The following is a 25345-nucleotide window of genomic DNA, read 5'->3' as shown; positions in this document are numbered from 1 at the left end:
GAAAGTGAAAAGAAGCAAACCCCGCTCAACGCGGCGAGGTTTCTTGGGAATCGAGGTGTTCATGGGCCTGACTGGCTTCCAGCCACGGGGTGAACAAACGGGTGACCGGCGGCATCACCACGTAGACCACCGAGAGGACGATGGTCAGGGTGATCAGGAACGTGGCGACCACGTAGTTGGACAGAAGCGGATGCAGCGCCAGCAACGGCCCCCAGATCAGCGGCACCAGCAGGGTGTGCGGCAGAATCACTAACAGGGTGACGACAGCCTGCTTCCAGCGCGGCGGTGGCGAGCCGGCTTCGGCCAGCGGTGTGAACCAGAATTCATTGACCGGCGCGACTTCGGTCTGATCGCCGTCGGCCAGCATCGGTGCGGCTTCAGCCACCAGCGCCTGACGCTCGGAGGATTCCAGCCAGCCCTGCATCGCTTCGGTGGAGCTGAAGCGCAATACGCACGTGTAGAAATCCAGACGCCCGCGCTTGCCGCGCACCACGTCCACACCCAAATGCCCTTCCCGCTGCCCGGCAACACGCACGATGTTGCGCAGCCATGCTTCATAGGCCGATTCGAAACCGGCCTTGACCGAGTGTTTGATGATCAACGTGACGGTCTCATCGGCCCCCGGTGCTTGTGAATTGAGGACTTCAGGCATAACGCAGCACTCCGGGCAAACGAACAGGAATCGCCAGCCGTCCGGGCCCGGCGATCAATACGGTGGTGAAAAGAATCAACAGCAACCAGCCAAACTGCCCCTCAGCCACACTCCATTGCGGATGCACGACCAGCAGCGCCACGAGCAGTACAAAGAGAATAGGCAAGCAGGCCAAACGCGCCAGCACACCGGCGACGATCAGCAACGGGCAGAGGACTTCGGCGAAGATCGCCAGGATCAGGGTCAGGTGGGCGCCGAGATGGAACGGGTCTTCGATCAGTTGCAACTGCGCGGTGAAGTCCAGCAGCTTGGGCAAGCCGTGCACCCACAACAGAAACAACCCGCCGCTGACCCGCAGGAACAGCAACCCGATGTCGCGCGCCTGTTCATCCCTCGTAGCAATCATGACCCGACCCTTTGAATGTCATTGACGGGAATCATGCCAAGGCCGGGGCGGAAGAAATTGGATGGGTGTGCTTAGTTGCTTTTCAGACCACGGAATTCCCTGTGCTTGATCGTTCCCACGCTCTGCGTGGGAATGCAGCTCGGGACGCTCCGCGTCCCATCCAACGCCGAACGCGGAGCGTCCGTTGAGGCATTCCTTTGCTGCGCGTGGGAATGATCAGCATCTGAGATCGGCGCAAGGATTTATATCGCAGGAATATCCAGCGGCGCCGCCATGAACTGGCTGATCCGCGAGCGCAGCCATTTCTCTGCCGGGTCGTTGTCGTGCACCCCGCTCCACGCCATGGACAATTGCGCGGCATCGATCGGGAATGGCGGATCTTCGGCACGCAGGGCGCAGCCTTCAACAAGGGCACAGGCGGCGTAATCCGGCACCGTGGCGATCATCTCGGTACCGGCGAGCAAGGCGCGCAAGCCGCTGAACTGCGGTACGCCGAGAACGACTCGGCGGCAACGGCCGATCTTGGCCAGATCCAGATCGATATTGCCGCTCAGATCACCGGAGAACGACACCATTGCATGCGGACGTTCGCAATATTCGTCCAGCGTCAGCGGCCCCGGACGGTCGTCGCCGCGCAGCACTTTGCAGGGAATATCACGCAGCTTCTTGCGCTTGGCATTGGCCGGCAGATCCGTGGTGTAGCTGACGCCCACGGAGATTTCTCCAGAGGCCAACAGCGCCGGCATCAACAGGTAGTTGGCGCGGCGTACCACCACGACAATCCCCGGCGCCTCCTGCTGAAGCTGGCGCAACAGCGGCGGAAACAGACCGAACTCGGCATCGTCCGACAGACCGATGCGAAACACGTCGCAACTGCTGGCCGGTTCGAATTCCTTGGCGCGGCTGACCGCGCCGGAAATCACGTCCATTGCCGGTTGCAATTCCTTGAGGATCGCCAGCGCCCGCGCTGTCGGCTCCATGCCGCGACCGTTGCGCAGCAGCAACGGATCGTCGAACAGATCACGCAAGCGCCCCAGTGCAGCACTGACCGCCGGCTGGCCCATGAACAGTTTTTCCGCCACACGGGTCAGATTCTTTTCGAACATCAGCGCTTCGAAAATCACCAGCAGGTTCATGTCGACGCGGCGCAGATCGTTACGGTTCATGGGTGTGGTTTCCTTATCGGTGTCAGACGCTTTTTGCCACAGGCGTTGGGCACTTTACTCGATCAATGGCACTTTCGCCGCGCGTTTGTAGGGGCCGTACTCCACCGGCACCCATTGGAAATGTTTGCCCTCGGCGGTGATGTGGCCGATGCCCGGGAACGGCAGATGCGCTGCCGTCACCCAGGTCTTGCTCGCTGCCGCAGCACTGAACACTGCCTGACGACTGCTGATCGCTTGCTGACTGTTGACGTCGAAACCGATCGACACTTCCGGGTGCAAAAACTGCACCGCCAGGTTATGCACCAGATCGCCCATGAACACGATGCTCTGCTGCTGCGAATTGAAGCGATATGTGGTGCTGCCCGGCGTGTGGCCGGCTTCCAGGGTTGCTTCGACCAGTCCCGGCAGTGGTGACTGCCCGGCGGCGAACGTCTTGAAGCGGCCAGCGGCAACATAGGGCGTCGTAGAGTCCTGGGCTATCTTGAAAAACTCTTTGGCGCCGGCCGGAGCCTTGGCCAGTGCTCCCGGATCAAGCCAGTAATCGGCCTCGGCCTTGGCCGCATAGACGGTGGCATTGGCGAACAGCGGCTTGTTCTCTGCATCGACCAGACCACAGACGTGATCGAGGTGCAGGTGCGTCAGCAGAATCGTGTCGACCTGTTCAGGCTTGTAACCGGCGGCCTGCATGTTGGCCGAGAGTTGGCCTGCGGTGGCGCCGATGCACTGTCCTGCGCCCGTGTCGACCAAAATCAGTTGTTTGCCGGTGTTGACCAGAAAGGCATTGAACGCCGTCTGCACGCCCGGGGTTTCAATCGAACGGCGCGCAAGCAGTGCGCGAATCTGACTCTGGCTCATGCCCTGCAACAACTTCGGCGACAAATCGTTGTAACCGTCGAACAACGCGGTGACTTCGTAATCGCCCACCGCCAAGCGGAAATAACCCGGCGCCTGAGTGCCCACCTGTGGTGCCTGCGCCATCGCGCCGGACATTGCCAGCATGACCGCCAAGGCCGTTGCTGCTTTCACCAAACCTTTCATTGCATTCCCCTTTGAACCTGGCCAACGGCGGCCGTGCTTTGTCGACATCGTCGCGCAAAGCGCCGGGCGCTGACTTGCAAGGATGTGCTGAGTTCCAGCCTGAGCGAGGAAATTAACAACGATTAACTCGTCAGTCTCAAGGCATCGCCCAACAATGAAGCCCTCTGCGCAGCGTTGCTTTTTTGACCTGAGGGAATGCGCCGACCGTGCCTTCCCCACCGACACGGACCTTGGCCATGGCTTATCTACAGCAATCCGTCGCCCTCGCCCCTGCCAGCGAACCGCGTAAAAACACGACTGGCGGACTCAGTCCGCAGCGCGAACGCCAGATCAAACAGTTGATCCTCGATCGCTTGGGCGAAAGCCTCGAAGTAGCTGAGCTGGCCCGGGCATGTGCACTGTCACGCAGTCATTTCTCCCGCGCATTCAAGTGCAGCACCGGCCTGTCGCCACAGGACTGGATCCGCGCCCAGCGCCTGGCTCGGGCCAAGTTGCTGATCCAGCACACCGACCTCAGCCTGACGCAGATCAGCCTGGAATGCGGCTTCTGCGATCAGGCGCACTTCTGCCACATGTTCACCCGCAGCGAGGGCATCAATCCCTTCGCCTGGCGCTGTCGAGTCATGGGCAGACCGAAAAACACCGCAGCGCAGCCTGCGATGTTTTGACTGCTGCCGTTACGCCACCCGTTGCACTGATGCTCAAACCTGAGGATTATGCCCGGACACCCCGGATCAGACGGCCTGCGCATGCGCCAGGGACTGATTCGCCCTGTCCGCCGCATCACCGCAGGAGCGCGCTGTTGAGCTTTTCCCCGAATCAGGCCATTGCGTTTGGCCCCTATCGGATTCATCCCGGGCAACGATTGCTACTTGAAGGCCAACAGCCTTTGCGCCTGGGACGGCGGGCGATGGACATCCTCCTGATTTTGCTGGCCCATGCCGGTGAAGTGGTGAGCAAACAGCAATTGATGGCCGGGGTCTGGCCAGACAGCGTCGTCGAAGACATCAACTTGCGCGTGCACATGGCGGCCCTGCGCAAAGCGCTTGGCGATGGGCAGAACGGCCAGCGCTACATCGTCACCGTGGCGCAGCGCGGCTACAGCTTTGTCGCACCGTTCGTGCTCGACAGCATCGAAGCAACGCCTGCGGTCGCCGCGCCCCGGCACAACCTGCCGCTGCGTCGTACGCGGATGATTGGTCGCCAACCCCTGATCGATCACTTGATTACGCAACTGCCGCGCCGACGCTGCATCACTCTGGTCGGCCCCGGCGGCATTGGCAAGACCACCGTCGCCCTGCGCGTCGCCGAACAATTGCTCGACCAGTATCGCGACGGCATCCGCCTGGTGGACTTGGCGCCCATCGCCGATCCCGCACTGATCGGCTCGCATCTGGCGACGCTGCTTGATCTGTCCGCGCCAGAAGGCGATGCGCTGGCTGGTCTGGTCGACGGCCTGCGAGAACGGCAAATGTTGTTGGTGATCGACAACTGCGAGCACTTGATCGATGCGGTCGCGTCGCTCAGCGAGCAGATTCTGCGGGGAGCGCCAAAGGTGCATATCCTCGCCACCAGCCGCGAGAGCCTGCGCGCGGAGGGCGAATTCGTGCAGCGTCTGGAATCGCTCGAATGCCCGTCCATGTCGACGCCGATGGAGCCGGCCGAGGCGCTGGGCTTTGCTGCGCTGCAATTGTTTGTCGAGCGCGCGACCGCGGCGCGGGAAAGCTTTCAACTGAGTCGCGCCGAGCTACCGCAGGCGATCGAAATCTGCCTGCGCCTGGACGGCATTCCGCTGGCGCTGGAACTGGCCGCCGCGCAGGTCAGCGAATTGGGCATGGACGGATTGCTCAAGCAATTGCGCGAGGGGTTGCCGCCATTGTCGGCCGGAGACCACAGCAGCGCCGAGCGCCACCTGACCCTGCGCGCAACGATGGACTGGAGCTTCAACCTGCTCAACGCCTGCGAACAAACCTGTCTGCGGCGACTGGGAATATTTCGCGGCAGCTTCACCCTCGCCTCGGCGGCAGCGGTGGTCATCGGCCAACAGATCGATCCCGGCGCGGTGTTCACCGCTGTCACGCAACTGGTGGCGAAATCCCTGCTGAGCGTCGAAGTGGGCGACGAAGATGTTTTCTATCGCTTGCTCGACACCACGCGCCACTACGCACTGGAAAAACTCGAGCAGGCCGACGAGCTCAGCGCAACCCGCCAACGCCACGCCCAGCGCTGCCTGACACTGATGCAGCAGGCGCAGGCGGATTGGGACAATACTCCGACTGTATTGTGGATGGAGCGCTATGCCAGGGGGCTGGAGGATTTGCGCGCGGCGCTGGACTGGAGCCTCGACGGGCCGGGCCCGGATGAGCTGGGTGTGCAACTGGCAGCCGCGTCGGCACCGTTGTGGCAGGAGCTGTCGTTGCTGCGCGATTACAGCCGCTATGTGCGCCGGGCACTGAGTCTGCTGGAGGCTTCGCCAGCAGGCTCGCTCCTGCCGCCCTGCCCTCGCCTGCAAATCGCCTTGAAACTGGCGCTCGGCAGCGCCAGCTACCACACCTGGGGCGGCACGCCACAAACCATCCAGGCCTTCATCGACGCGTGCCGCTTAGCCGAAGAACACGGTGACTTGGCCGGGCAACTGCGGGCGATATCGGGGCATATGGCGGTCAATCTGAGTTGCGGGCATTACCGCATGGCGCTGGCGCAGAGTGAGCAATTTGATCGCATCGGCGTGCACGGCGAGCCATTGCTGTCGCTGAGCACGCATCGCTTGCGGGTGCTGGCCCTGCATTATGCCGGCGACCAACCGCAGGCCCGCGTACATGCCGAGCAGGTGCTGCAACGCATGGCCCACAGCGGCCATCTCAATCGTTTCACCCATGGCTTTGGCGTGCAGTACGACCAAAGCGTCGCTTCGCTGACGGTGCTGGCTCGCGTGCTGTGGTTGCAGGGTCTGCCAGAACAGGCATGGCGCGCGGCACGGCAGGCGCTGGATATTGCCGTGCAGATCGACCATGGCACATCGATCTGTTACACCCTGGCGCTGGCCAGTTGTCTGATCGCCCATTACAACGGTGACGCCGCTAACGCCCGCGCGCTCCTGCAATTGTTGCTGGAGCAGTCGCAGAAGCATTCGGTGCTGCTGTTCAATAATTGGGCGCGGCAGTATGCGCAGGTGATCGATCCGGATAATGCCGTGCCCGTACCAGCACAGAGCAGCGGTCTGATTCGGGAAGTGATGGTTACGCTGGATGAGCGTTTTGTCGATGAGGCACTGGTGGAGCGCGCGCGCAATGGCGATGCGGGATGGAGTGCAGCGGAGATATTGCGGGCGCGGGCGGCGGCATTGTTGAAGGGTTCATCCTGTGGGAGCGAGCCTGCTCGCGAATCGGCCGGCTCAGACACCGCTGAAACCCGAGAAGCCGAACAAACCCTGCAACAAGCTCTGGCCATCGCCAGAAGCCAGGGCGCCCTCGCTTGGGAACTGCGCAGCGCCACGGACCTTGCGCAGTTATGGCAACGCCAGTCCCGCCATCGCGAAGCATGGGATTTGCTCAGCCCTCTCTACCAGCGCTTCACCGAAGGCTACGCCACACCGGACTTGCGCAAGGTCCGCCTGCTACTCGACAGCCTGCGCGAGCAGTGCCCGGCCTGAAGCGTTGCGCGCTCTGCTGAGATAGCGCGCATGACGCTGTTGCAGTTCGAGCCTGTCGTCGCTGCGCTCAAAGCGGTCACGAGCATAGCGGCGCACGGTGTTGAGCATCCAATAGCGCGCCGTCGCCCGGTTGGGCTCTTGAATGAGCAACGACTTGCGCGCCAACCCTTCGATAAACGCGCTCAACCTGGATCCCGCCAGATCCACGCTGCTGATCACGCTCAGTGCCGCCTCCAGGGTAAAGCCCGTGCTGAACACCGACAGCCGCAGCAGCACACGCTGTTCCATTTCCGTCAGGTACTGGAAGCTCCAATCGATCGCAGCGGCCATCGACTGATGGCGCGGCTCCGCGGTGCGCCGTCCTTGGCCAAGCAACTGCAGACCGTTTTCAACCTGTGCCTGTAAACCGATCAAGCCCAGCGCGTCGATCTGCGCAGCGGCGAGCTCGATCGCCAGCGGCAGACCGTCCAGTTGGCGGCAGATTTCGCGCACACCCGGCAAATCCTGTTGGCGCAAACTGAAGCCCTGCTGCCGCGCTCGCGCGCGATTGACGAATAACTGCACCGCCGGATAGCCCATGGCTTCTTCGACGGTGTTCAATGTCGAGCGCTTGGGAATCGCCAGCAGCGGCACGTAATGAACGGCTTCCTGTGGAATGTGCAAGGCTTCGCGGCCGGTGACCAGAATCGACAGGCGAGGCGCGGCATGCAACAGGGTCTCTACCAGAACCGCGCAACTGTCGCGCTGGTGATCGCAGTTATCCAGCACCAACAATGCGTGCCGGCCCGTCAGTCTGACAAAGTCTGTATTCAGGGCGTGCAACAGGTGGTCGAGCAAGGGTTTGTCATCTTCGAGCCTGGCAAGGTCGACCCACCAGGCGCCATCACGAAAGTATTGCAGCAGCAACTCCGCCACGCGCAGTGCCACAGTGGTTTTGCCAACACCCGGCGCACCGGTAATGGTCATCAAGCGGCACACCGGCATTTGTCGAACCAGACTACCGATCAGGGCGTCGCGCCCACTGACTGGCGTCAGTCGTGCCGGAAGATTGTGCAGTGGCGTGAGGGCGGCAGCGGGCATGTGCAGCGCATCACTTGTGCCCTGCTCCACCGGGGCGACAAAACTGTAGCCGCACTGCGCCACGTGAATGATGTAACGCTGGCCGTTGGTGCCGTCGCCCAGTGCGCGGCGCAACGCCGCGATGTGCACCCGCAGGTTGATCTCTTCGACGATCGATGTCGGCCACACACGAGCAATCAACTGCTCTTTGCTGACTACCTCGCCCGCGTGTTCGAGCAGCACCTGAAGAATGTCCATGGCGCGCCCGCCCATGCGTAGCGGCTGCTCGCCTTCAAGAACCAGACGCTGGCGCACATGAAAGGCGTAGGGGCCAAAACGCAGCACCGAACCTTGGCTTGTGTCGTTGTGATTATTCATGCCAAACATCTTGGCACTGTTGCGTGACGATACAACCGCCGGAGCCGACGCAGCACGGACATCCGGCTGCGTCTGACGGACAGAACCGCTCTAGCTGAACTGTTCGCGGTATTGTAACGGCGTAAGACCGAGCTTCTCGGCGAACAGCGAGCGCATGTGCCGGACACTGCCGAAACCACTTTTGTAGGCGATGGTTTTCAGTGGCAGATCGCTGGTTTCCAACAGGTTTCGCGCGCAGTCAATGCGGGCATTCTGCAGAAACTCCATCGGCGTCATGTTGATGTCACGAGCAAACAGGCGAGCAAAGTGCCGTGCGCTCATATTGGCCAATCCGGCCATGCGCTCCACTGTGAAGGGCTCATCCAAGTGTTCAAGTACGTAATTCTGCGCGCGGGTGATGGGCGTTTCTTGCGGTGAGACTGCCGCCATCAACGGGCTGAACTGCGCTTGCCCGCCCTGGCGCTTCATGACCACCAACAACACCTTGGCGACGTCCTGGGCGATTTTCTTGCCGTGATCCCTGGCCACCACCGCCAGCGCCAGATCGATGCCAGCGGTCACGCCCCCCGAAGTGATGAGATTGCGATCCTCAACGTAGATCTGGTCGGTGGTCACCGTGGTTTTCGGGAAAGCCTTGATCAGGCGCTCGGTGTAGTTCCAGTGCGTGGTGACGCGATAACCATCAAGGAGGCAGGCATGGCCGAGGATGAATGCGCCGGTACAAATCGAACCGTAACGCTCCGCGCACGGCACGGCTTTTTTCAACCAGCCAAACAGCTCGGGAAATCTCTGGTTATAGGCGCCGGGGCCGCCGGGCACCAATAACAGGTCATAGCACTCGGCCGCCTCGTCGATGTGCAGATCAGCCTGAACCTGCACACCATTGGAAGCCTTGAGCAAGCCGCGCTCCGTCCCTAGTGTCGTCAGTTGATAGTGCAAATCAGGTTTCAGATAACGGTTGGCGACTGAAAACACTTCCAGCGGCCCGGCCATGTCGAGCATCAGAAAGTCGGGGAACAGCACCATTGCCACGGTTTTCATGGGAGGCATCACACATATTCAAGGGTCAAGACGCACGTTACAGCCGGGGCATTATGGCCAACTGAGTCGTGATGAGCGTAATCGAATACGTGAACCATAACGCAAAACTGTCAACCTGAGCCGGACAGTCTTTCAATTTCCATCTACTTATTGCCTCCCAAGGTAACCAGTAACCTTCTCCTCACTCGGACGAATTCACGTCCAACCAGGAGATTTCATCATGCTGACTCTTCGCAAAGCCTCCGATCGCGGCCTCGCCAATCACGGCTGGTTGAAGTCGTTTCACACCTTTTCTTTCGCCAGCTACCGCAATCCGCGTGAACAGGGTTTCTCCGATCTGCTGGTGATCAACGATGACCGCGTCGCGGCAGGCAAAGGTTTTGGCCAGCACCCGCACCGCGACATGGAGATCTTTTCCTATGTGCTCGAAGGCGCGCTGGAACACAAGGACACCCTGGGCACTGGCTCGGTGATCCGTCCGGGCGACGTGCAATTGATGAGTGCCGGCAGCGGCGTGGCGCACAGTGAGTTCAACCACTCGGCCACCAAGCCCGTGCACTTTCTGCAAATCTGGATCGTGCCGGACGTCAGCGGCGCTAAACCGCGCTATCAACAGGAACATTTCAGCGCGCAGAAAAAACGCGGGCGCCTCCAACTGATCATCTCGCCGGACGGTAGCAACGGTTCTCTGAAAGTCCGTCAGGATGCGCGGGTCTACGCCGGGTTATTCGACGGCAAGGAAAGTGCCACGCTGAAATTGCCGGCCAATCGTTACGCCTACGTGCACGTTGCGCGTGGCAGTGTCGAACTCAATGGCCAAGCCTTGCAGGAAGGCGACGGCGTGCGGGTTCGTGAAGAACAGCTGCTCACTTTGAGCAACGGTATCGATTCCGAAGTGCTGGTGTTCGACTTGCGCCCTCAGGAGTTGCCGGAAATGCCATGATCTGGCTCGATGCAGAACGGCCTTCCACTGAAGGCCGTTTTTTATTGCGGCGGCACTGTTGAGGGTTGTACGACCGGTTTGGGTGACGATACCTCTTTGCCAATCTGAATCGCTGCCAGCGTGGTTTGGATCGTGGTCAACACCGCCGCCTGATTGGCGAAATGTGCGCCAACCAGCAAGGAAGCCACGCCGAGAAAATGCACAGTGGTGGCAGCCCAGTAATTGGCCTTTACCGTCGATGCCTGCCTGATCGCTTCCCGCGATTCGTCGGCAATTTTCTGCACGCCCATCCACATCAGGTCATAACGCTTGTCCCGTTCCTGTAGTGCCTTGTCCCGTTCAAGATAGACCTTGTCCCGCTCTGCCTGAGCAGCCAGGAACCCGCGAATGTCGGCGCGCATTTCTGCCACGCGGCCATCCATCCTGGTCTCGATGGTTTCTATCCTGGCATCGAATTCTTCGCGACTTATGCTGCTCATGATTTGCCTGTCCCGCCCCGCGTCCGATCTGTCCGTGACTGCATATTGATTCACTTCCCTGATTTTCAATTCGACACCTTTCTGCGGCTACGCGGCCTTCCCTGGCTCTCCGTTTCGATGCGTCACTGAGGTCTGCATCGAGCTGTAGTGACAATAGAACTCATCACGGACTACAACAAGCCGGCCCATTCTGTCTCGGACGTAGGCTGTTTCGTCAGCAGTTGTAGCCTCGGGCAAAACCCTGAACCACTTATTCGTTTTCCAGCGCAAACGCCTCCACGATCTGCTCGATTACGGCCCGTACCCGCGCGGTGTGGCGCAAGTCGGCGTGGGTGACCAGCCAGACTTCATACGGCTGCGGCCGGGTCCGCTCCGGCCAGAGTCTGACCAGGCCGTCGCGTTCGCCCATGTAAACAGGTATCTCGCCTACCCCGAGGCCAGCGGCAATAGAGCGGCGCACCAGAAGGCTGGAGCTGAGCGTGGTGACGATGCGTCCGCGGGTCAACGGTTCAGAGACCAGCGTAAGGTCTTTTTTGCTCTGTAAGTACGGCTGATAGACCACCAGATCATGGCCCTCGAACGCGCTGCCGGGCTGCGGTTCTCCATGGCGATCGACATAGGCCTGCGCAGCGAAAAGTCCTACAGGCCAACGGGCGATCCGTCGAGCGATCAGATCAGGGTTATCCGGCCGGGTATTGCGCACCGCGATATCGGCCTCGCGCTTGGCCAGACTGAGGATTTGCGTCGACGCATCCAGCTGGATCTGCACATCTGGATGTTGATCATGAAGGCGCGCCATCGCCGGAATGATGAAGTCAATGGCCATCGAGTCGGTGGTGCTGACCCGTACGTTACCGGTCAGACGGTCATCCAGCCCGTGGATGTGTCGCTCCAGTTCCAGCGCCGAATGCTCCATTTTTTCCACACTTTTACGCGCCGCTTCACCAACGGCGGTCAGCGCATAACCGTCGGAGGTACGCAGGAACAGCGTCGCGCTCAATGCCTTCTCCAGCGCAGTAATGCGCCGTCCGACCGTGGCCTGGTCGACGCCCAGAACACGCGCAGCCCCGCGCAATGTCGACTCGCGACAGACCGCCAGAAATACTCGCGCATCATCCCAATTCATACGGATCCTCTTTGAAGCATTTTTGCATCACTCTGCCGCTTAATCGCTGCGTATGCGCAGCAAAGATAGCCGATAAGCTGAGCGCCATACACCTCTTGTGAGATCGCGATCATGCGTACTGCAAACTCTACCGGCATCTGGCTGCCGATCTTCGCCGGGCTTTGCGCCAGCCTGGTCAGCATTGGCCTGGCGCGTTTCGCCTACACGCCGCTGATCCCTTCGCTGATTCAGGCGCAGTGGTTTTCCGCCAATGATGTCGTCTACCTCGGCGCGGCCAATCTGGTCGGCTACTTGATCGGCGCCCTGCTCGGTCGGCCCATGGCTCACCGAACAGGCAACCGCAACGCCTTGCGCCTGATGATGCTCGCGGTCACGGGAGCATTTTTTGCCTGTGCTTATCCGCTGTCGGTGAGCTGGTTCTTCGGCTGGCGTTTGCTCTCCGGGATTGCTGGTGGCGCGATCATGGTGCTGGTGGCGGCAACCGTGCTGCCTCACGTTCCGGCTGCTCGCAGAGGCTTGGCCAGTGGCGCAATCTTCCTTGGCATCGGCCTGGGGATTGCCGGCTCCGGCACCATCGTGCCGCCACTGCTGACTCTTGGCTTGCAGGCAACATGGCTGGGACTGGGCGCGCTGGCGTTGTTGCTGACCGCGGTGAGCTGGTTCGGCTGGCCTGCGGATACCACGCATGCCGTGGCTGCGCACGCAACGTCGGCTGATGAGCCAACACCGTCGGGCGTTTACCTGTTATTCGCTCAATACGCGTTCATGGCCGCCGGGCTGGTGCCTGCCATGGTGTTTCTGGTGGATTACGTAGCGCGTGGATTGGGTGCCGGGGCGCATATCGGCGCAATGGTCTGGGTCATGTATGGCCTGGGGGCGATTGTCGGACCGGTGACTTACGGGTTTCTGGCTGACCAGCTTGGCGCCCGTACTGGTATTCGACTGGTGTTGGTAGTGCAAGCCATCGCCCTCGGTTTGCTTGCCGTCTCCCATTCATTTCTGGCGCTGGCTTTACTGGCGGTGATTCTCGGCTCTTTCCCGCCGGGCATCGTGCCGCTGGCCTTGGCCCGGGTGCATGAACTGGTGCCGTCGCATCACCGTCAGCAGATCGCCTGGAGCCGTGCCACTGTGTCATTCGCAACCTTTCAGGCGCTGGCCGGGTTTGCCTATTCGGCATTGTTCAATGCCTCGGGCGGCCAGCACACGCTGCTGTTTGTGATCGCCGCTGGCGCAATCGTCGTCGCTCTACTGCTGGAGCAAGCCATGCGCTGGCTGCCCTCTACAACTGAACCCCGTTGCGCGGCGAACTGAAGGGAATCATTGCGCGCTGCCAGCGTTCCCATCTACACGACCTTTTTCACAGGAATCGACAATGTCACTGCCCAACGAAATGACCCGTATTGAAATCACCGAACCCGGCGGCCCTGAAGTATTGCAAGCCAGGCGCGTGCCTCTGCCGACCGTTGCCGAAGGCCAAGTGCTTATCCGCGTTCACGCTGCCGGCATCAATCGTCCGGATGCCTTGCAGCGCGCCGGCAAATATCCGATGAAACCCGGGATGGACCCGATTCCCGGACTTGAGGTGGCTGGCGAAGTGGTCGCGGTTGGCGCTGGAGTAACGCGTTTCGCGGTCGGCGATCGGGTCTGCGCGCTGACCAATGGCGGCGGATACGCCGAGTATTGCGCGGTGCCAGCCGGCCAGACTTTGCCTGTGCCGGATGGAGTCGATTGGGTCCAGGCCGCCGCGATTCCGGAAACGTTTTTCACCGTCTGGGCCAACCTGTTCGGCCTCGGCGGTGCCAAGGCCGGCCAGCGCGTGCTGATTCACGGCGGCACCAGCGGCATCGGTACCACCGCGCTGATGCTCTGTCGTGAATTCGGTATTGAGGCGTTCGCCACCGCCGGCAGTCCTGAAAAATGCGCCGCAATCAGTAAACTTGGCGGGCAGCCGATCAACTATCGGGAAGAAGATTTTGCCAAAGTCATTGCCGAGAAGACCGCAGATCAAGGCGTGAACGTAATTCTCGACATCATGGGTGGCTCGTATCTGAACGGCAACATCAGCGCACTGGCGATGGACGGCCGACTGGTGATGCTCGGTTTCCTCGGCGGCGCCCGCGCCAACGACATCGATCTGCTGGCGATCCTCGGCAAACGCGCGGTGGTCACCGGTTCGCTGCTGCGCGCGCGTACCGCTGCGGAGAAAGCCGCCATCGCCGGTCAACTGCAAGAACACGTTTGGCCTGCCCTCAGCGCCGGGCGCTGCCTGCCGATCATCGACAAGGTTTACCCGCTGGCTGACGCGGCTCAGGCCCATGCCCGCATGGAGGGCGGCGATCATATCGGCAAGATCGTCCTGCAAGTGGCGTGAGTGATTGCAGCATCTTGTAATCGTTGCACATGCACGGTGGTCGAAAATAATCACGCGCAGACCGAGGCATCTGGTAAAAAGCGTTCTTTGTCTGCGCCGTGGTGAAACGATTAATGTTCCTGTCCTTGCTGACTCGTCTGCGACGCCGCCGCTTGGCATTCGCCATGATGGCCGCGCTGATCATTGGCGTGCCGACGAGTTGTGCGGTGCTGGAACACACCGAGCGCAAACTGCTTTTTCGCATTGAGCCGGGCACTGCCGGCTGGTATCGCGGACTGCCCGGCAGCGTTCAGGAACTCGATCTGCAACCGAAGAGTTTCAAGGCCGGGCAGAACATCCATGCCTGGTGGTGGCCGGCGGAACGTGCCAATGCCCCGGCAATCCTTTACTTGCATGGCGTGCGCTGGAACCTCACCGGGCAACTGTTTCGCATCGAACAACTGCGAGCGGCGGGTTATTCAGTGCTGGCCATCGATTATCGAGGGTTCGGCCAAAGCAAGGGTGATTTACCATCCGAAAGCAGCGTTTATGAGGATGCCCGCGTGGCCTGGGAGCGCTTCCAGTTGCTGCAACCGGACCCGAACAAGCGCCTGATCTACGGCCACTCTCTCGGTGGCGCGGTGGCGATTGATCTGGCGGCCGAACTGGGACAGAACGCGGCGCGCAACCACACACCTCTGCCGGTACGCGGTCTGGTCATCGAATCAACCTTCACTTCCCTGGCTGATGTCGCTGCCGCCGTGGCCAACACCTCGCTCCCAGTGCGCTGGTTGCTCTCGCAGAAATTCGATTCCATCGACAAGATCGCCGACATTCATATGCCGCTTTTGGTGGTGCATGGCCTGGCTGATGCCTTCGTGCCGCCGCGCTTCAGCGAGCAGCTGTTCAATGCCGCTGAGCAGCCCAAGCGCCTGTTGCTGGTGCCCGGAGCAACGCACAACAACAGCATGGCGCTTGGCGGTCAGGGGTATCGCAAGGCTCTGGATGCGTTGATGCAGAGCAAGCCGTTGCCGCGGGTGGCCGGGCCAGCAGTCGCCAAGGGTTCTGGCGATTCCTAAGCTGTGTTACCAGTGCTGGATAAAGAGGCATCAGCGCCGAGCCAACTCATGGCGTACGCATTGCTCATAATAGGTCTGCTTGACCGCTGCCGGTTTGAGCTTGGAACTGCTGTTGTAGGTCTGCTCGGTAATCCCCATCGCGGTCATGCGCATCCAAGGCTGCTGGAACCGGCGAACCTGCAATTGCTTGCGCGCGCCATACAGTGAAACTCCTGACAATTTTGATCGCTGCGCCCCGGCAGCGATATCCGAGCCCCAAGTGCAGGCAAAGCGATGGCCCTTGCTTAACTCTTTTGCCTGCACTCCCGAGGCGATCAAAGCCAGGGAAAGCATCGCAACGGTGATGACAATCGTCCGCATAAGCCAACCTAACCTTTTGAAAAAAGGCGATTTTGCCGGGGCGAAATGTCTCTGGGGGCCAGCAATTTGCCTGCTCTCAGGATTTTTCTCATCAGGGTGAAATTCGCCGTTCGTCCAGTACCGCGCACCTTCGCCAGACAGGCCTATCCAACGCTGTACATCCCACCGCGCAGAAGGCCCACGTGATGAACAAGAAAATTTTCGCCTTGTGGTTTTTCAGCCTGTGCCTGATCGGCCCTATTCACGTTTCGGCAGCCGAATCCACGGCGGGCGCAGCCACCCCTGCCACGGCCCTGCCCGGCGTCAATCATGCAGAAAGCTCTCGCGACCATGACGAGAAGGCGAACAAGAAAGGCGAAGAGTCCTCAGGCGCCAACGCGGGATCAGAGCCGCATGAGACAGAGAAGGATGCCGCGACGTCGAGCGATTCCAAAGACCTGGATAAAAAACCCGCTCAGTAAAGGTGGATTCGCTTTTAGTAACGAAAATCCGACAGCGAAACTAGCGCAACACCGGGTGATATCAATATGATGCGCGCACTGGCCGCCATAGAGGGCGGCCAGAGGAAAATACATCCAAGGAATGCAAATGAAAGATTTCGTCATCGGCGTCAACAACATCGTTCTCTACATCGCACTGGCGGTCATCCTGATCGTTTCGCTCTTCATGATGAGCCAGAGCTTTCTCTCGGGTTTCGGTATGTTCGTAGGCGGTACCCTGGGCTGGTGCATCGTCTCCGGCTTCTGGTTCGTGCAATCGGCAACCTATGAAGAACTGCGCAAGTTGAACTCGAAAACCAACTGATCTGCGCCGAGTATTCGTTAAAGAGAAAAGGCCAATGTCATCGACATTGGCCTTTTTTAGCGGCAAAGAGACTGGTTCGTCATTGCTTGGTGCACTGAGCGCCCAGTCCCATGCCCATGGAACCCAGAGCTACCATCGGGCCGCTCGGCAGCTCGCACATATACTCACCGCTTTCGGTTTGAGCGGTATAGAAAGTTGTATTGAAGTCACTGCGGATGTTGGAAACCTTGATCACGGGTTTGCCGATGGTGGTCTGTGCGCGATTCTTGAGATCACTCTCCCCGGGCTTTACGGTCTGGCATCCAGTGACCGCGAGGACCAGTGTTGCGATTAAAGCGAGAACCGGAATAGTCCTTGATGAGTTCATTGCAGATCGACCTTTTTGATTTTGTACCGGAAAAATTTGACAGTCAGCTGCCAAGCGACAGGACTTTAAGGTCGAGCCGGAACAGGGGCAATTAGGTCGGATGTGCTAATGGCTGAAGGCTAGTGGCGCTCTCAGTGAAGTTTTGCGACTGCCTTCGGGATCGCAGGTCGCTACTAATGAGTTTGTGAAACTGCTATCCGCAAGCGATCACTGCCCTCCTCCTGGCAATCGATACGGACGGGCAAAAACAGCTGGATGACTTCAATGTTGCTGCGCAAATGATCAGTCATGCGCGGCGTGGTGAACGATCCACCACCGGCCAGCGCCATCGGCAACAGCAACTGATCGGCCAGATGCTCAGCCACCGCAGCACCACTACGCAGCCAGTCAGCAGCCTGATTGATCGCGGCATCCGCTACTTTCTCAGCGCGTAACGACACTTGGCCAAATGCGCTGAACACTTCAGTGACGTGTTCGAAAACGTACTCCAGCAATAATACATTGCCCGGGCCGCGCGCCGGATCAAGCGTCACCGCTTGCAGCGCCTCCGCAAGCCAGTTCAACCGCTTGGCCACTTGGCTCAGTTCTCGCTGAGCGACGGTAGGCGCAAGTCCGGCAGTCAGCGCCAGAGCCTGCCGTGAAATCGCCTCGCCGCGCTCACACACATCCAGTCGCGTCAGGCGCGACGGCTGCACCGTCACGGCAATCTCGCCACCGCCAGCCGGTACGAAACCATGACGCAGCAACTCCAGCTCGACATCGCCGCCCATGCGCCGCAGCAGCGGTAGCCAACTGCGCGAGAGGAAATCCGCCGGCGGTGCCAGCGGATTGTGGGTGCCACCGGAGATTGTCACTCGACTGGCCTGCGGCGCCTGCAACAAGGCTGGCAACAGCGTCTGTAGCACCAGCGTGCAACTGCCCGCCGTGCCAATAGCGAACTGAAAGTTGCCTCCGCTAATCTCGCCCGGTTCGAAGCTCAGGGCTCGCGACCCCAGATGCGCACCAGATATCTCTGCACCACAAACCTCGGCCGCCGCCATCACGGCTGTCAGATGTTGACGCAGCAGTCCTGGACGGCTGCGTCTGGCGCGGATCTGTTTAATACGAAACGCCCGGCCTGTCACCATCGACAGGCTCAGCGCACTGCGCAACACCTGGCCACCACCAATGGCGCCGTCCAGTTCAATTATGTCTTTCATTGCCAATCCCTTACGCGTTCAGCCCGACGGTGTCTCGGAGGTACCATTTAGCCGTCGTGAATCTTCCTGAGTTTTCAATAGTGTCGGTACTTCTCGCTCAGGCTCAGCCGCGATGAAACGCTGCCGTGCCGGACGACGCGGCCCAAAGGCGTTCGCGCCAGTACCGATTGCTTAACCTTTGACGCACACCACCTGACGCAGGGTGTGCAGCACTTCCACCAGCTCACGCTGGGCGTGCATGACTTTGTCGATGTCCTTGTAGGCCATCGGAATTTCGTCAATCACCGCTTCGTCCTTGCGGCATTCCACGTGGGCCGTGGCGCGAATCTGATCGGCGACGGTGAAGGTATTCTTGGCCTTCGTGCGGCTCATGGTGCGCCCAGCGCCATGGCTGCAGGAACTGAATGACTCTTCATTGCCCAGACCGCGAACGATGAAGCTCTTGGCGCCCATCGAGCCTGGAATAATCCCCAGCTCGCCCTTCTTCGCTGACACGGCGCCTTTGCGGGTAATCAGCACGTCTTCACCGTAATGCCGTTCCTTCTGCACGTAGTTGTGATGGCAATTGACCGCTTCGAGCGCGACCTCGAAAGGCTTGTGGATGATCTGCCGCGTGGCCTGAATCACTGCGCGCATCATCAGTTCACGGTTCTGTCTGGCGAAGTCCTGCGCCCAGCCAACCGCCTCCACGTAATCATCAAAATGCTGACTGCCCTCTTCGAAATAGGCCAGGTCACGGTCCGGCAGGTTGGCAATGTGCTGGCGCATATCGGCTTGGGCCATCTGGATGAACAGGTTGCCGATAGCGTTGCCGACGCCACGCGAACCACTGTGCAACATGAACCACACCCGGTTGGCTTCATCCAGGCACACTTCGACGAAGTGATTGCCACTGCCGAGCGTCCCCAAGTGCGCCCGGTTGTTGGTATTGGCCAGTTTCGGATACTTGTCGGTGATCAATTTGAAGCGCGGCTGCAACCCCGCCCAGGCCTGATCGGCTTGCTGCGGAACCTCGTCCCAGGCGCCTTTGTCTCGCCGCGAACGATTCGAACTGCGGCCGTGCGGCACCGCTTGTTCGATTGCAGTACGCAATCCATGCAGGTTGTCTGGCAGATCTGCAGCCGTCAACGACGTACGCGCAGCGATCATGCCGCAACCGATGTCGACGCCCACCGCTGCGGGAATGATCGCGCCGACCGTTGGAATCACACTGCCAATTGTCGAGCCCTTGCCCAAGTGCACATCGGGCATCACCGCCAGATGCTTGAAGATGAACGGCATTTTTGCCGTGTTCATCAACTGTGCGCGGGCTTCGTTTTCAACCGGGACACCTTCGGTCCAGAGTTTGATGGGTTTGCCGTTGGCGACTTCGAGAAGCTGGTAGGTTTGGTCTTTCATATCTTAGTGTCCATGTTCGTTTCCATCAGCATTGCAGCCGCTGTGCCAGCTTTGGATGCGGCCATGGTTGTTTCTGCTATGTTTTTGATTTTATTACCCTTTATTCTCTGATGCGACGAGTCTCGGTAATCTATGGAAGACAAATCAGCCCAGCAAAATTATCATTGCATATCGTCATTTATCTTATGAGATAAGCATGCCCAGCAAACACACGGTCGCCATCGGATTTATCGGAGCCACCCTGGATCGTGTCGGCAAAGGTGCCAGCCGCTGGAATTATTGGCGACCAAGCGTAGGTCTGTGCCAACAAACAGGTCTCCCTATCCATCGGCTTGAATTGATTCACGGCCTCGACGCGCGCGACGTCAGCCTCGCCGAGCGCGTCCGAGCGGACATCCAGCAGATTTCTCCAAGCACCGAAGTGCGCCTGCATCCAATGTCGCTGCGCAACCCTTGGGATTTCGAGGAGGTGTACGGCGCCCTGCACGACTTCACCACTGCGTACAATTTTGACACCGAGCACGAGGATTACCTCGTCCACATCACCACCGGCACCCACGTCGCACAGATCTGCTGGTTCCTGCTCACCGAGGCGCGTTACCTGCCGGCCCGGCTGATCCAGACCTCCCCCGCCAAGCGCAAAAACGATAACGAACCCGCCTGCGGCACTCATGCGCTGATCGATCTCGATCTGTCGCGCTATGATCGGATTGCTTCACGCTTCGCCAGCAAACGTCTCGAAGGCCTGGAATTTCTCAAGTCCGGCATCGCCACGCGCAACCCGGCCTTCAACCGCTCCATTGAGCAGATCGAGCGCGTTGCGCTGCGCTCCAAAGCCCCCATGCTGCTGATCGGCCCGACCGGCGCCGGCAAATCCTTCCTGGCGCGGCGCATCTACGAACTTAAACGCAATCGCCATCAGATGCAGGGACGCTTTGTCGAAGTCAACTGCGCCACTTTGCGTGGCGACGGCGCGATGTCGGCCTTGTTCGGCCACGTCAAAGGCGCCTTCACCGGCGCGCAAAACGCTCGCGATGGCCTGCTGCGCGCCGCCGATGGTGGCATGTTGTTTCTCGATGAAATCGGTGAGCTCGGCGCAGACGAACAAGCGATGCTGTTAAAAGCAATCGAAGAGAAACGCTTCTTCCCGCTGGGCTCGGACAAGGAAGTCGAGAGTGATTTTTTGATCATTGCTGGCACCCACCGCGACCTGCGCAGCCGGGTCGCCGAAGGCGCGTTTCGCGAGGACCTGTACGCTCGGATCAATCTATGGACGTTCGACCTGCCAGGCCTCGCCGGGCGCCGCGAAGACATCGAGCCGAACATCGACTTCGAACTGGAACGCCATGCTCGCGAACAGGGTGAGCGGGTGCGCTTCAATCTGGAAGCACGCCGACGCTACCTGGCCTTCGCCAGCTCACCTGCAGCAGCCTGGCTGGGCAACTTTCGCGAGCTGTCCGCATCGATTACGCGGATGGCGACTTTGGCCGACAGCGGGCGCATCGATGAAGCGCAGGTCGATGATGAGATCGAACGATTGCGATATGCGTGGGGCTTGGCGCATCCCTCTGCGCTATCGACTGAGTTGCCAGGAGATGGCGAGAGCATGGACTTGTTCGATCGCTTGCAGTTGAAGGCTGTCATTGAGGTGTGCCAGAAGGCGGACAGCCTGTCGGATGCCGGCCGACAGTTATTCGGGGTTTCCCGGCAGGCCAAGGCGCAACCCAATGATGCCGATCGCTTGAGGAAGTATCTGGGGCGGTTCGGGCTTGAATGGGGTGAGGTAGTTGGCGCGAAGTAACGCTGTATTCCTGCTTATGCGGCGCTAATGACTACTGTAGAAAAAATGAATTAGCCGCCTGATCTCTCGGTCAAGAATTATGAACGCAGTAAATCTGACGAGGTGACAGCAATGACTATCCAGGCAGAGACACTCGTACAACTGACCGAAGCGCTTCAAGAGCGCGGCATGAAGATGGTTTCAGATGTTCATTTCACTCGCGCGCCGTACCGATACAACCACCGCTGGATCTGCATAGTCGAGTAAACACGCTTGTTGCCGGCGCCTGGATCGATCATTCAGGTGCCGGCGCCGCTCGGCTTCGCCCTTAAAACCCAGATAACCGTCCCCACATAAATCTCGGCTACGTTGGGAGAGGATTCGGTGGCAATAAAAAACCCGGCGCGATGGCCGGGTCTCGTACACGAAATAATTCGATGCGCCTATTTTGCGCCGCCGTTATCGCGACCGGTCTGGGCATCTTGATCTGAACCAGGATTGCCGGGTGGCGGATTCCAGTCCTCTGGTCGTTCGTCGGTACCCTGCTTTGGCTCAGAATCAGCTTGCTCCAAGCCGGAATCATGGCCCTCGCCAGTGTCAGGGTTTTGCTCACTTGGTCCCGGATATGACGCTTCAGGGCCATTGTTGTCGTCGATCATCATTCTCTCCCATCAGTGGCGCAGGGGCTGCGCTTAATAAGTGAGAGGAGATCGGCGCACAGAGAGTGCTATTTGCTCGACGAGCGGACATTCTGACCAACCCAAACACTTGGTAGTGCGAGTCGCAGGCGTGATCGAGCAGCCCCGCGCATCTCAAACACATGAAAAAGGCCAATGCTGTGAACATTGGCCTAAGTCATTGAAAAATATGGTCGGGACGGAGTGATTCGAACACTCGACCCCTAGCACCCCATGCTAGTGCGCTACCGGACTGCGCTACGCCCCGACTGATGTTGCATCTCGCTCTTCACCTCGAAGAGCGCTCAAGAATATATCGCAAGCGTTTGAAAACTGGAAGTATTCAAACGCCGCTTTTTATTTCTTGAGCACCACCAGGACATCTTCCAATTCGGCAATCATCTGACGAATCATCTGTTTGTACTGGGTGGTATCGTCTTTGGCTTCGTCGCCGGACAGACGCAGACGTGCGCCGCCGATGGTGAAACCCTGATCGTAAAGGAGCGCGCGGATCTGCCGGATCATCAGCACGTCCTGGCGCTGATAATACCGGCGATTCCCGCGGCGTTTGACGGGGTTGAGCTGAGGAAACTCCTGCTCCCAGTAGCGCAGCACGTGTGGCTTTACGGCACACAGCTCGCTGACTTCACCAATGGTGAAGTAGCGTTTGCCCGGGATGACGGGTAGTTCGTCGTTATGACTTGGTTCCAGCATAAGCCTCAACTCGGGCCTTCAACTTCTGCCCTGGACGAAAGGTGACCACACGGCGAGCCGTGATCGGGATTTCTTCCCCCGTTTTCGGGTTGCGGCCAGGCCGCTGGCGTTTGTCCCGAAGGTCGAAATTGCCGAAACCGGACAATTTGACCTGCTCGTTGTCTTCAAGAGCGTGCCTGATTTCCTCGAAAAACAGTTCTACCAATTCCTTGGCTTCCCGCTTGTTCAGGCCCAGCTCTTCATACAGACGTTCCGCCATCTCAGCTTTCGTCAAAGCCCCCATACGTCACTTCCTTAACGTGGCGTTCAACCTTTGTTCGAGCGAGGTGAGGATATTTTGCGTCGTCGAATTCACCTCATCGTCATTAAGAGTGCGCGATGGATGCTGCCAGGTCAAGCCAACTGCAAGGCTTTTTCTATCAGGATCAATACCTTTACCCTGATACACGTCAAACAGCCTGAGCTCTGTGAGCCATTCGCCTGCATTTTCACGGATTACGTCCAGTACAGCCGAGGCCGCGACGTCTTTGTGCGCGATCAGCGCAAGGTCACGACGCACTTCAGGAAAGCGCGACAACTCGTGGAATTTCGGCATTTTACCGAGCGCCACTTCCGCCAGAACCAGTTCGAAGACGAACACCGGACGATCCAGCCCCAAGGCTTTCGACAATTCTGGGTGGATCGCACCAATGAAGCCTACTTCGCGACCTTCACGCTCGATGCGCGCGGTCTGCCCCGGATGCAGCGCCGGGTGTTTGCCTGGAGCAAAGGTGAACGAATCCAAGGCACCAGCGAAACCCAGTACCGCTTCCACGTCAGCCTTTACGTCGAAGAAGTCGACGGTATCCCGACCCTGCGCCCAGCCTTCCGGCAAGCGACTCCCGCAAACAACCCCGGACAGCATAGGCTCTTGCTTCAAGCCCTCAAGCTGACCAACGAAGCGCAGGCCGCTCTCGAACAGACGCACGCGATCCTGCTGACGGTTGAGGTTGTGCTGCAACGCCTTGACCAGTCCTGGCCACAGCGACGAACGCATGGCCGCCATGTCATTGGAGATAGGGTTGGCCAGCAACAGCGGCTCGACACCTGGATTGAACAGTTCGAACTGACGCGGATCGATGAAGCTGTAAGTGATCGCTTCCTGATAACCACGAGCAACCAGCAGACGACGCAGCTCAGGCAGATCACTACGCGCTTCGGCCTTGGCTTGCGGCGCCAGACGCGCTTGCGGGTAGCGAACCGGCAAACGGTTGTAACCGTACAGGCGAGCCAGCTCTTCGATCAGGTCGACTTCCAGGCTGATATCGAAGCGGTGGCTTGGCACTTCAACTCGCCATTGGCCTTCGCCATCAGCGGTAATGCTCAGGCCCAATGCACTGAGCAGACGCTCGACCTGTGCCGAATCCATTTCCATGCCAAGCATCTGGGTGATGCGCTGCGCACGCAGAGTGATCGGTGCAATCGATGGCAGATGTTGCTCGCTGACGGTCTCGATGATCGGACCAGCTTCGCCGCCAGTGATTTCCAGCAGCAGGCCAGTGGCGCGCTCCATGGCTTCACGGGCCAGCTGCCAGTCAACGCCACGCTCGTAGCGATGCGAAGCATCGGTATGCAAGCCGTAAGAACGTGCCTTGCCGGCAACCGCAATCTGATCAAAGAACGCAGATTCGAGGAACACATCACGGGTGGTCGCGGAAACACCGCTGTGCTCGCCACCCATGACGCCAGCGATCGCCAGTGCACGAGTGTGATCAGCGATGACCAGCGTATCGCTACGCAGGCTGACTTCCTGACCGTCGAGCAGAACCAGCTTCTCGCCCTCTTCAGCCATGCGCACACGAACGCCGCCATTGATTTCGGCGAGATCGAAAGCGTGCAGCGGTTGGCCGAGCTCAAGCATCACGTAGTTGGTGATGTCGACCGCAGCGTCGATGCTGCGCACGTCAGCGCGACGCAGACGTTCAACCATCCACAGCGGAGTTGGCTTCGACAGGTCGACGTTACGGATGACCCGACCCAGGTAACGTGGGCAGGCAGCTGGGGCCAGCACCTCGACCGAACGGACTTCGTCGTGTACCGCTGCAACCGCAGTCACCACAGGACGGGTTACCGGCACGGCGTACAGCGCGCCGACTTCACGGGCCAGACCGGCCAGGGACAGGCAGTCGCCACGGTTCGGGGTCAGGTCAACCTCGATGCTGGCGTCTTCCAGATCCAGATACACACGGAAATCTTCGCCCACCGGCGCATCGGCCGGCAGCTCCATCAGACCGTCGTTGCCCTCACCGACCTGCAGCTCTGCCTGCGAGCACAGCATGCCGTTGGACTCGACGCCACGCAGCTTGGCCTTCTTGATCTTGAAGTCGCCCGGCAGCTCTGCGCCAATCATGGCGAACGGAATCTTCAGGCCCGGGCGCACGTTTGGCGCTCCGCACACGACCTGGAAGGTTTCCGCGCCATTGCTGACCTGGCATACGCGCAACTTGTCGGCGTCCGGATGCTGCTCGGTGCTCAGCACCTCACCCACCACCACACCACTGAATACGCCGGCGGCCGGCGTAACGCTATCGACCTCAAGACCGGCCATCGACAGACGGGCAACCAGCTCGTCGCGATCTACCTGCGGGCTGACCCAGCCACGCAGCCATTGTTCACTGAATTTCATCCTGCTCTCCTA

The 25345-nt window shown here is 59.6% G+C and carries 25 protein-coding genes and 1 tRNA gene; 9 read left to right on the top strand and 17 right to left on the bottom strand.

Going from position 1 to position 25345, the window contains the following annotated elements; genetic code table 11:
• Positions 1 to 25: 25 nt before the first annotated feature.
• The 4 genes from F8N49_RS01615 to F8N49_RS01600 form a co-directional block, all read right to left on the bottom strand.
• The gene (locus F8N49_RS01615) at positions 26 to 652 is read right to left on the bottom strand and encodes an antibiotic biosynthesis monooxygenase (RefSeq protein ID WP_041478579.1); all 627 of its coding nucleotides are present in this window, start codon (positions 650 to 652) and stop codon (positions 26 to 28) included.
• The gene (locus F8N49_RS01610; RefSeq protein WP_024012430.1) at positions 645 to 1058 is read right to left on the bottom strand and encodes a DoxX family protein; all 414 of its coding nucleotides are present in this window, start codon (positions 1056 to 1058) and stop codon (positions 645 to 647) included. Before F8N49_RS01610 ends, F8N49_RS01615 begins: the two co-directional genes overlap by 8 nt.
• Before the next feature lie 242 nt (positions 1059 to 1300).
• Positions 1301 to 2224 carry a LysR family transcriptional regulator gene (locus F8N49_RS01605; RefSeq protein ID WP_122707082.1) on the bottom strand — a complete coding sequence of 308 codons (924 nt, stop codon included), beginning with the start codon at positions 2222 to 2224 and terminating at the stop codon, positions 1301 to 1303.
• Between the two features lie 54 nt (positions 2225 to 2278).
• A complete protein-coding gene (locus F8N49_RS01600; RefSeq protein WP_151550669.1) occupies positions 2279 to 3262 on the bottom strand; it encodes an MBL fold metallo-hydrolase in 984 nt (327 codons plus the stop codon).
• 236 nt (positions 3263 to 3498) lie between these two features.
• On the opposite strand from F8N49_RS01600, the gene F8N49_RS01595 reads away from it, so the two are divergent.
• Positions 3499 to 3930, top strand: a complete 432-nt coding sequence (locus F8N49_RS01595) for a helix-turn-helix domain-containing protein (protein WP_151550668.1) — start codon at positions 3499 to 3501, stop codon at positions 3928 to 3930.
• 134 nt (positions 3931 to 4064) lie between these two features.
• A complete protein-coding gene (locus F8N49_RS01590; protein WP_151550667.1) occupies positions 4065 to 6914 on the top strand; it encodes a winged helix-turn-helix domain-containing protein in 2850 nt (949 codons plus the stop codon).
• Here the strand turns inward: F8N49_RS01590 and F8N49_RS01585 are convergent.
• Positions 6879 to 8351, bottom strand: a complete 1473-nt coding sequence (locus F8N49_RS01585; RefSeq protein ID WP_151550666.1) for a winged helix-turn-helix domain-containing protein — start codon at positions 8349 to 8351, stop codon at positions 6879 to 6881. The genes F8N49_RS01590 and F8N49_RS01585 overlap by 36 nt on opposite strands.
• Before the next feature lie 90 nt (positions 8352 to 8441).
• The gene (locus F8N49_RS01580) at positions 8442 to 9392 is read right to left on the bottom strand and encodes a GlxA family transcriptional regulator (RefSeq protein ID WP_073474265.1); all 951 of its coding nucleotides are present in this window, start codon (positions 9390 to 9392) and stop codon (positions 8442 to 8444) included.
• A 220-nt stretch (positions 9393 to 9612) separates the two neighbouring features.
• Between F8N49_RS01580 and F8N49_RS01575 the strand changes: the two genes are divergently transcribed.
• Positions 9613 to 10335 carry a pirin family protein gene (locus tag F8N49_RS01575; RefSeq protein WP_122707070.1) on the top strand — a complete coding sequence of 241 codons (723 nt, stop codon included), beginning with the start codon at positions 9613 to 9615 and terminating at the stop codon, positions 10333 to 10335.
• A gap of 41 nt (positions 10336 to 10376) precedes the next feature.
• On the opposite strand, the gene F8N49_RS01570 is transcribed toward F8N49_RS01575, so the two are convergent.
• Both F8N49_RS01570 and F8N49_RS01565 read right to left on the bottom strand, forming a co-directional pair.
• On the bottom strand, positions 10377 to 10883 hold the full coding sequence (locus F8N49_RS01570) for a hypothetical protein (protein WP_024012422.1): 507 nt from the start codon (positions 10881 to 10883) through the stop codon (positions 10377 to 10379).
• Positions 10884 to 11064: 181 nt separating this feature from the next.
• Positions 11065 to 11940 carry a LysR family transcriptional regulator gene (locus F8N49_RS01565; protein ID WP_073474263.1) on the bottom strand — a complete coding sequence of 292 codons (876 nt, stop codon included), beginning with the start codon at positions 11938 to 11940 and terminating at the stop codon, positions 11065 to 11067.
• Between the two features lie 111 nt (positions 11941 to 12051).
• On the opposite strand from F8N49_RS01565, the gene F8N49_RS01560 reads away from it, so the two are divergent.
• From F8N49_RS01560 to F8N49_RS01550, 3 genes are all read left to right on the top strand, one after another.
• The gene (locus F8N49_RS01560; RefSeq protein ID WP_122751111.1) at positions 12052 to 13251 is read left to right on the top strand and encodes a YbfB/YjiJ family MFS transporter; all 1200 of its coding nucleotides are present in this window, start codon (positions 12052 to 12054) and stop codon (positions 13249 to 13251) included.
• Between the two features lie 61 nt (positions 13252 to 13312).
• Positions 13313 to 14311 (top strand): NAD(P)H-quinone oxidoreductase, encoded by a 999-nt coding sequence (locus F8N49_RS01555; RefSeq protein ID WP_151550665.1) that lies wholly within the window; start codon positions 13313 to 13315, stop codon positions 14309 to 14311.
• 113 nt (positions 14312 to 14424) lie between these two features.
• Complete coding sequence (locus F8N49_RS01550; protein ID WP_016774066.1) at positions 14425 to 15369, top strand: alpha/beta hydrolase; 945 nt, start codon at positions 14425 to 14427, stop codon at positions 15367 to 15369.
• 30 nt (positions 15370 to 15399) lie between these two features.
• Here the strand turns inward: F8N49_RS01550 and F8N49_RS01545 are convergent, their stop codons facing one another.
• The gene (locus tag F8N49_RS01545; protein WP_024012417.1) at positions 15400 to 15729 is read right to left on the bottom strand and encodes a hypothetical protein; all 330 of its coding nucleotides are present in this window, start codon (positions 15727 to 15729) and stop codon (positions 15400 to 15402) included.
• A gap of 185 nt (positions 15730 to 15914) precedes the next feature.
• Here F8N49_RS01545 and F8N49_RS01540 point away from each other — a divergent pair, with 185 nt between their 5' ends.
• On the top strand, positions 15915 to 16190 hold the full coding sequence (locus F8N49_RS01540; protein ID WP_151550664.1) for a hypothetical protein: 276 nt from the start codon (positions 15915 to 15917) through the stop codon (positions 16188 to 16190).
• Positions 16191 to 16317: 127 nt separating this feature from the next.
• The gene (locus F8N49_RS01535) at positions 16318 to 16533 is read left to right on the top strand and encodes a hypothetical protein (RefSeq protein ID WP_151550663.1); all 216 of its coding nucleotides are present in this window, start codon (positions 16318 to 16320) and stop codon (positions 16531 to 16533) included.
• 79 nt (positions 16534 to 16612) lie between these two features.
• Here the strand turns inward: F8N49_RS01535 and F8N49_RS01530 are convergent, their stop codons facing one another.
• From F8N49_RS01530 to F8N49_RS01515, 3 genes are all read right to left on the bottom strand, one after another.
• Positions 16613 to 16900 (bottom strand): hypothetical protein, encoded by a 288-nt coding sequence (locus F8N49_RS01530; protein ID WP_122707059.1) that lies wholly within the window; start codon positions 16898 to 16900, stop codon positions 16613 to 16615.
• Positions 16901 to 17073: 173 nt separating this feature from the next.
• Positions 17074 to 18099, bottom strand: a complete 1026-nt coding sequence (gene rtcA / locus F8N49_RS01525) for an RNA 3'-terminal phosphate cyclase (RefSeq protein WP_151550662.1) — start codon at positions 18097 to 18099, stop codon at positions 17074 to 17076.
• A 171-nt stretch (positions 18100 to 18270) separates the two neighbouring features.
• Positions 18271 to 19497 (bottom strand): RtcB family protein, encoded by a 1227-nt coding sequence (locus F8N49_RS01515; RefSeq protein ID WP_130929166.1) that lies wholly within the window; start codon positions 19495 to 19497, stop codon positions 18271 to 18273.
• A gap of 196 nt (positions 19498 to 19693) precedes the next feature.
• Here F8N49_RS01515 and rtcR point away from each other — a divergent pair, with 196 nt between their 5' ends.
• Positions 19694 to 21298 (top strand): RNA repair transcriptional activator RtcR, encoded by a 1605-nt coding sequence (gene rtcR / locus F8N49_RS01510; protein ID WP_136493980.1) that lies wholly within the window; start codon positions 19694 to 19696, stop codon positions 21296 to 21298.
• A 422-nt stretch (positions 21299 to 21720) separates the two neighbouring features.
• On the opposite strand, the gene F8N49_RS01505 is transcribed toward rtcR, so the two are convergent.
• From F8N49_RS01505 to pheT, 5 genes are all read right to left on the bottom strand, one after another.
• Positions 21721 to 21936 carry a hypothetical protein gene (locus F8N49_RS01505; RefSeq protein ID WP_136493979.1) on the bottom strand — a complete coding sequence of 72 codons (216 nt, stop codon included), beginning with the start codon at positions 21934 to 21936 and terminating at the stop codon, positions 21721 to 21723.
• Between the two features lie 209 nt (positions 21937 to 22145).
• Positions 22146 to 22222: transfer RNA gene (locus F8N49_RS01500), tRNA-Pro, on the bottom strand.
• 89 nt (positions 22223 to 22311) lie between these two features.
• Positions 22312 to 22668, bottom strand: coding sequence for a MerR family transcriptional regulator (locus tag F8N49_RS01495; protein ID WP_003179985.1), 357 nt, complete (start codon positions 22666 to 22668; stop codon positions 22312 to 22314).
• Positions 22649 to 22951 (bottom strand): integration host factor subunit alpha, encoded by a 303-nt coding sequence (gene ihfA / locus F8N49_RS01490; protein ID WP_002553164.1) that lies wholly within the window; start codon positions 22949 to 22951, stop codon positions 22649 to 22651. The genes F8N49_RS01495 and ihfA overlap by 20 nt, the downstream gene beginning before the upstream one ends.
• A 3-nt stretch (positions 22952 to 22954) precedes the next feature.
• Positions 22955 to 25333, bottom strand: a complete 2379-nt coding sequence (gene pheT / locus F8N49_RS01485) for a phenylalanine--tRNA ligase subunit beta (RefSeq protein WP_151550661.1) — start codon at positions 25331 to 25333, stop codon at positions 22955 to 22957.
• Positions 25334 to 25345: the final 12 nt, after the last annotated feature.

The organism is Pseudomonas sp. GXM4, from assembly GCF_008923895.1.
GTDB classification, from domain to species: Bacteria; Pseudomonadota; Gammaproteobacteria; order Pseudomonadales; family Pseudomonadaceae; genus Aquipseudomonas; species Aquipseudomonas atacamensis.
Note: the sequence above shows the minus strand (reverse complement) of the source record. Positions and strands in the feature narration are given on the sequence as shown.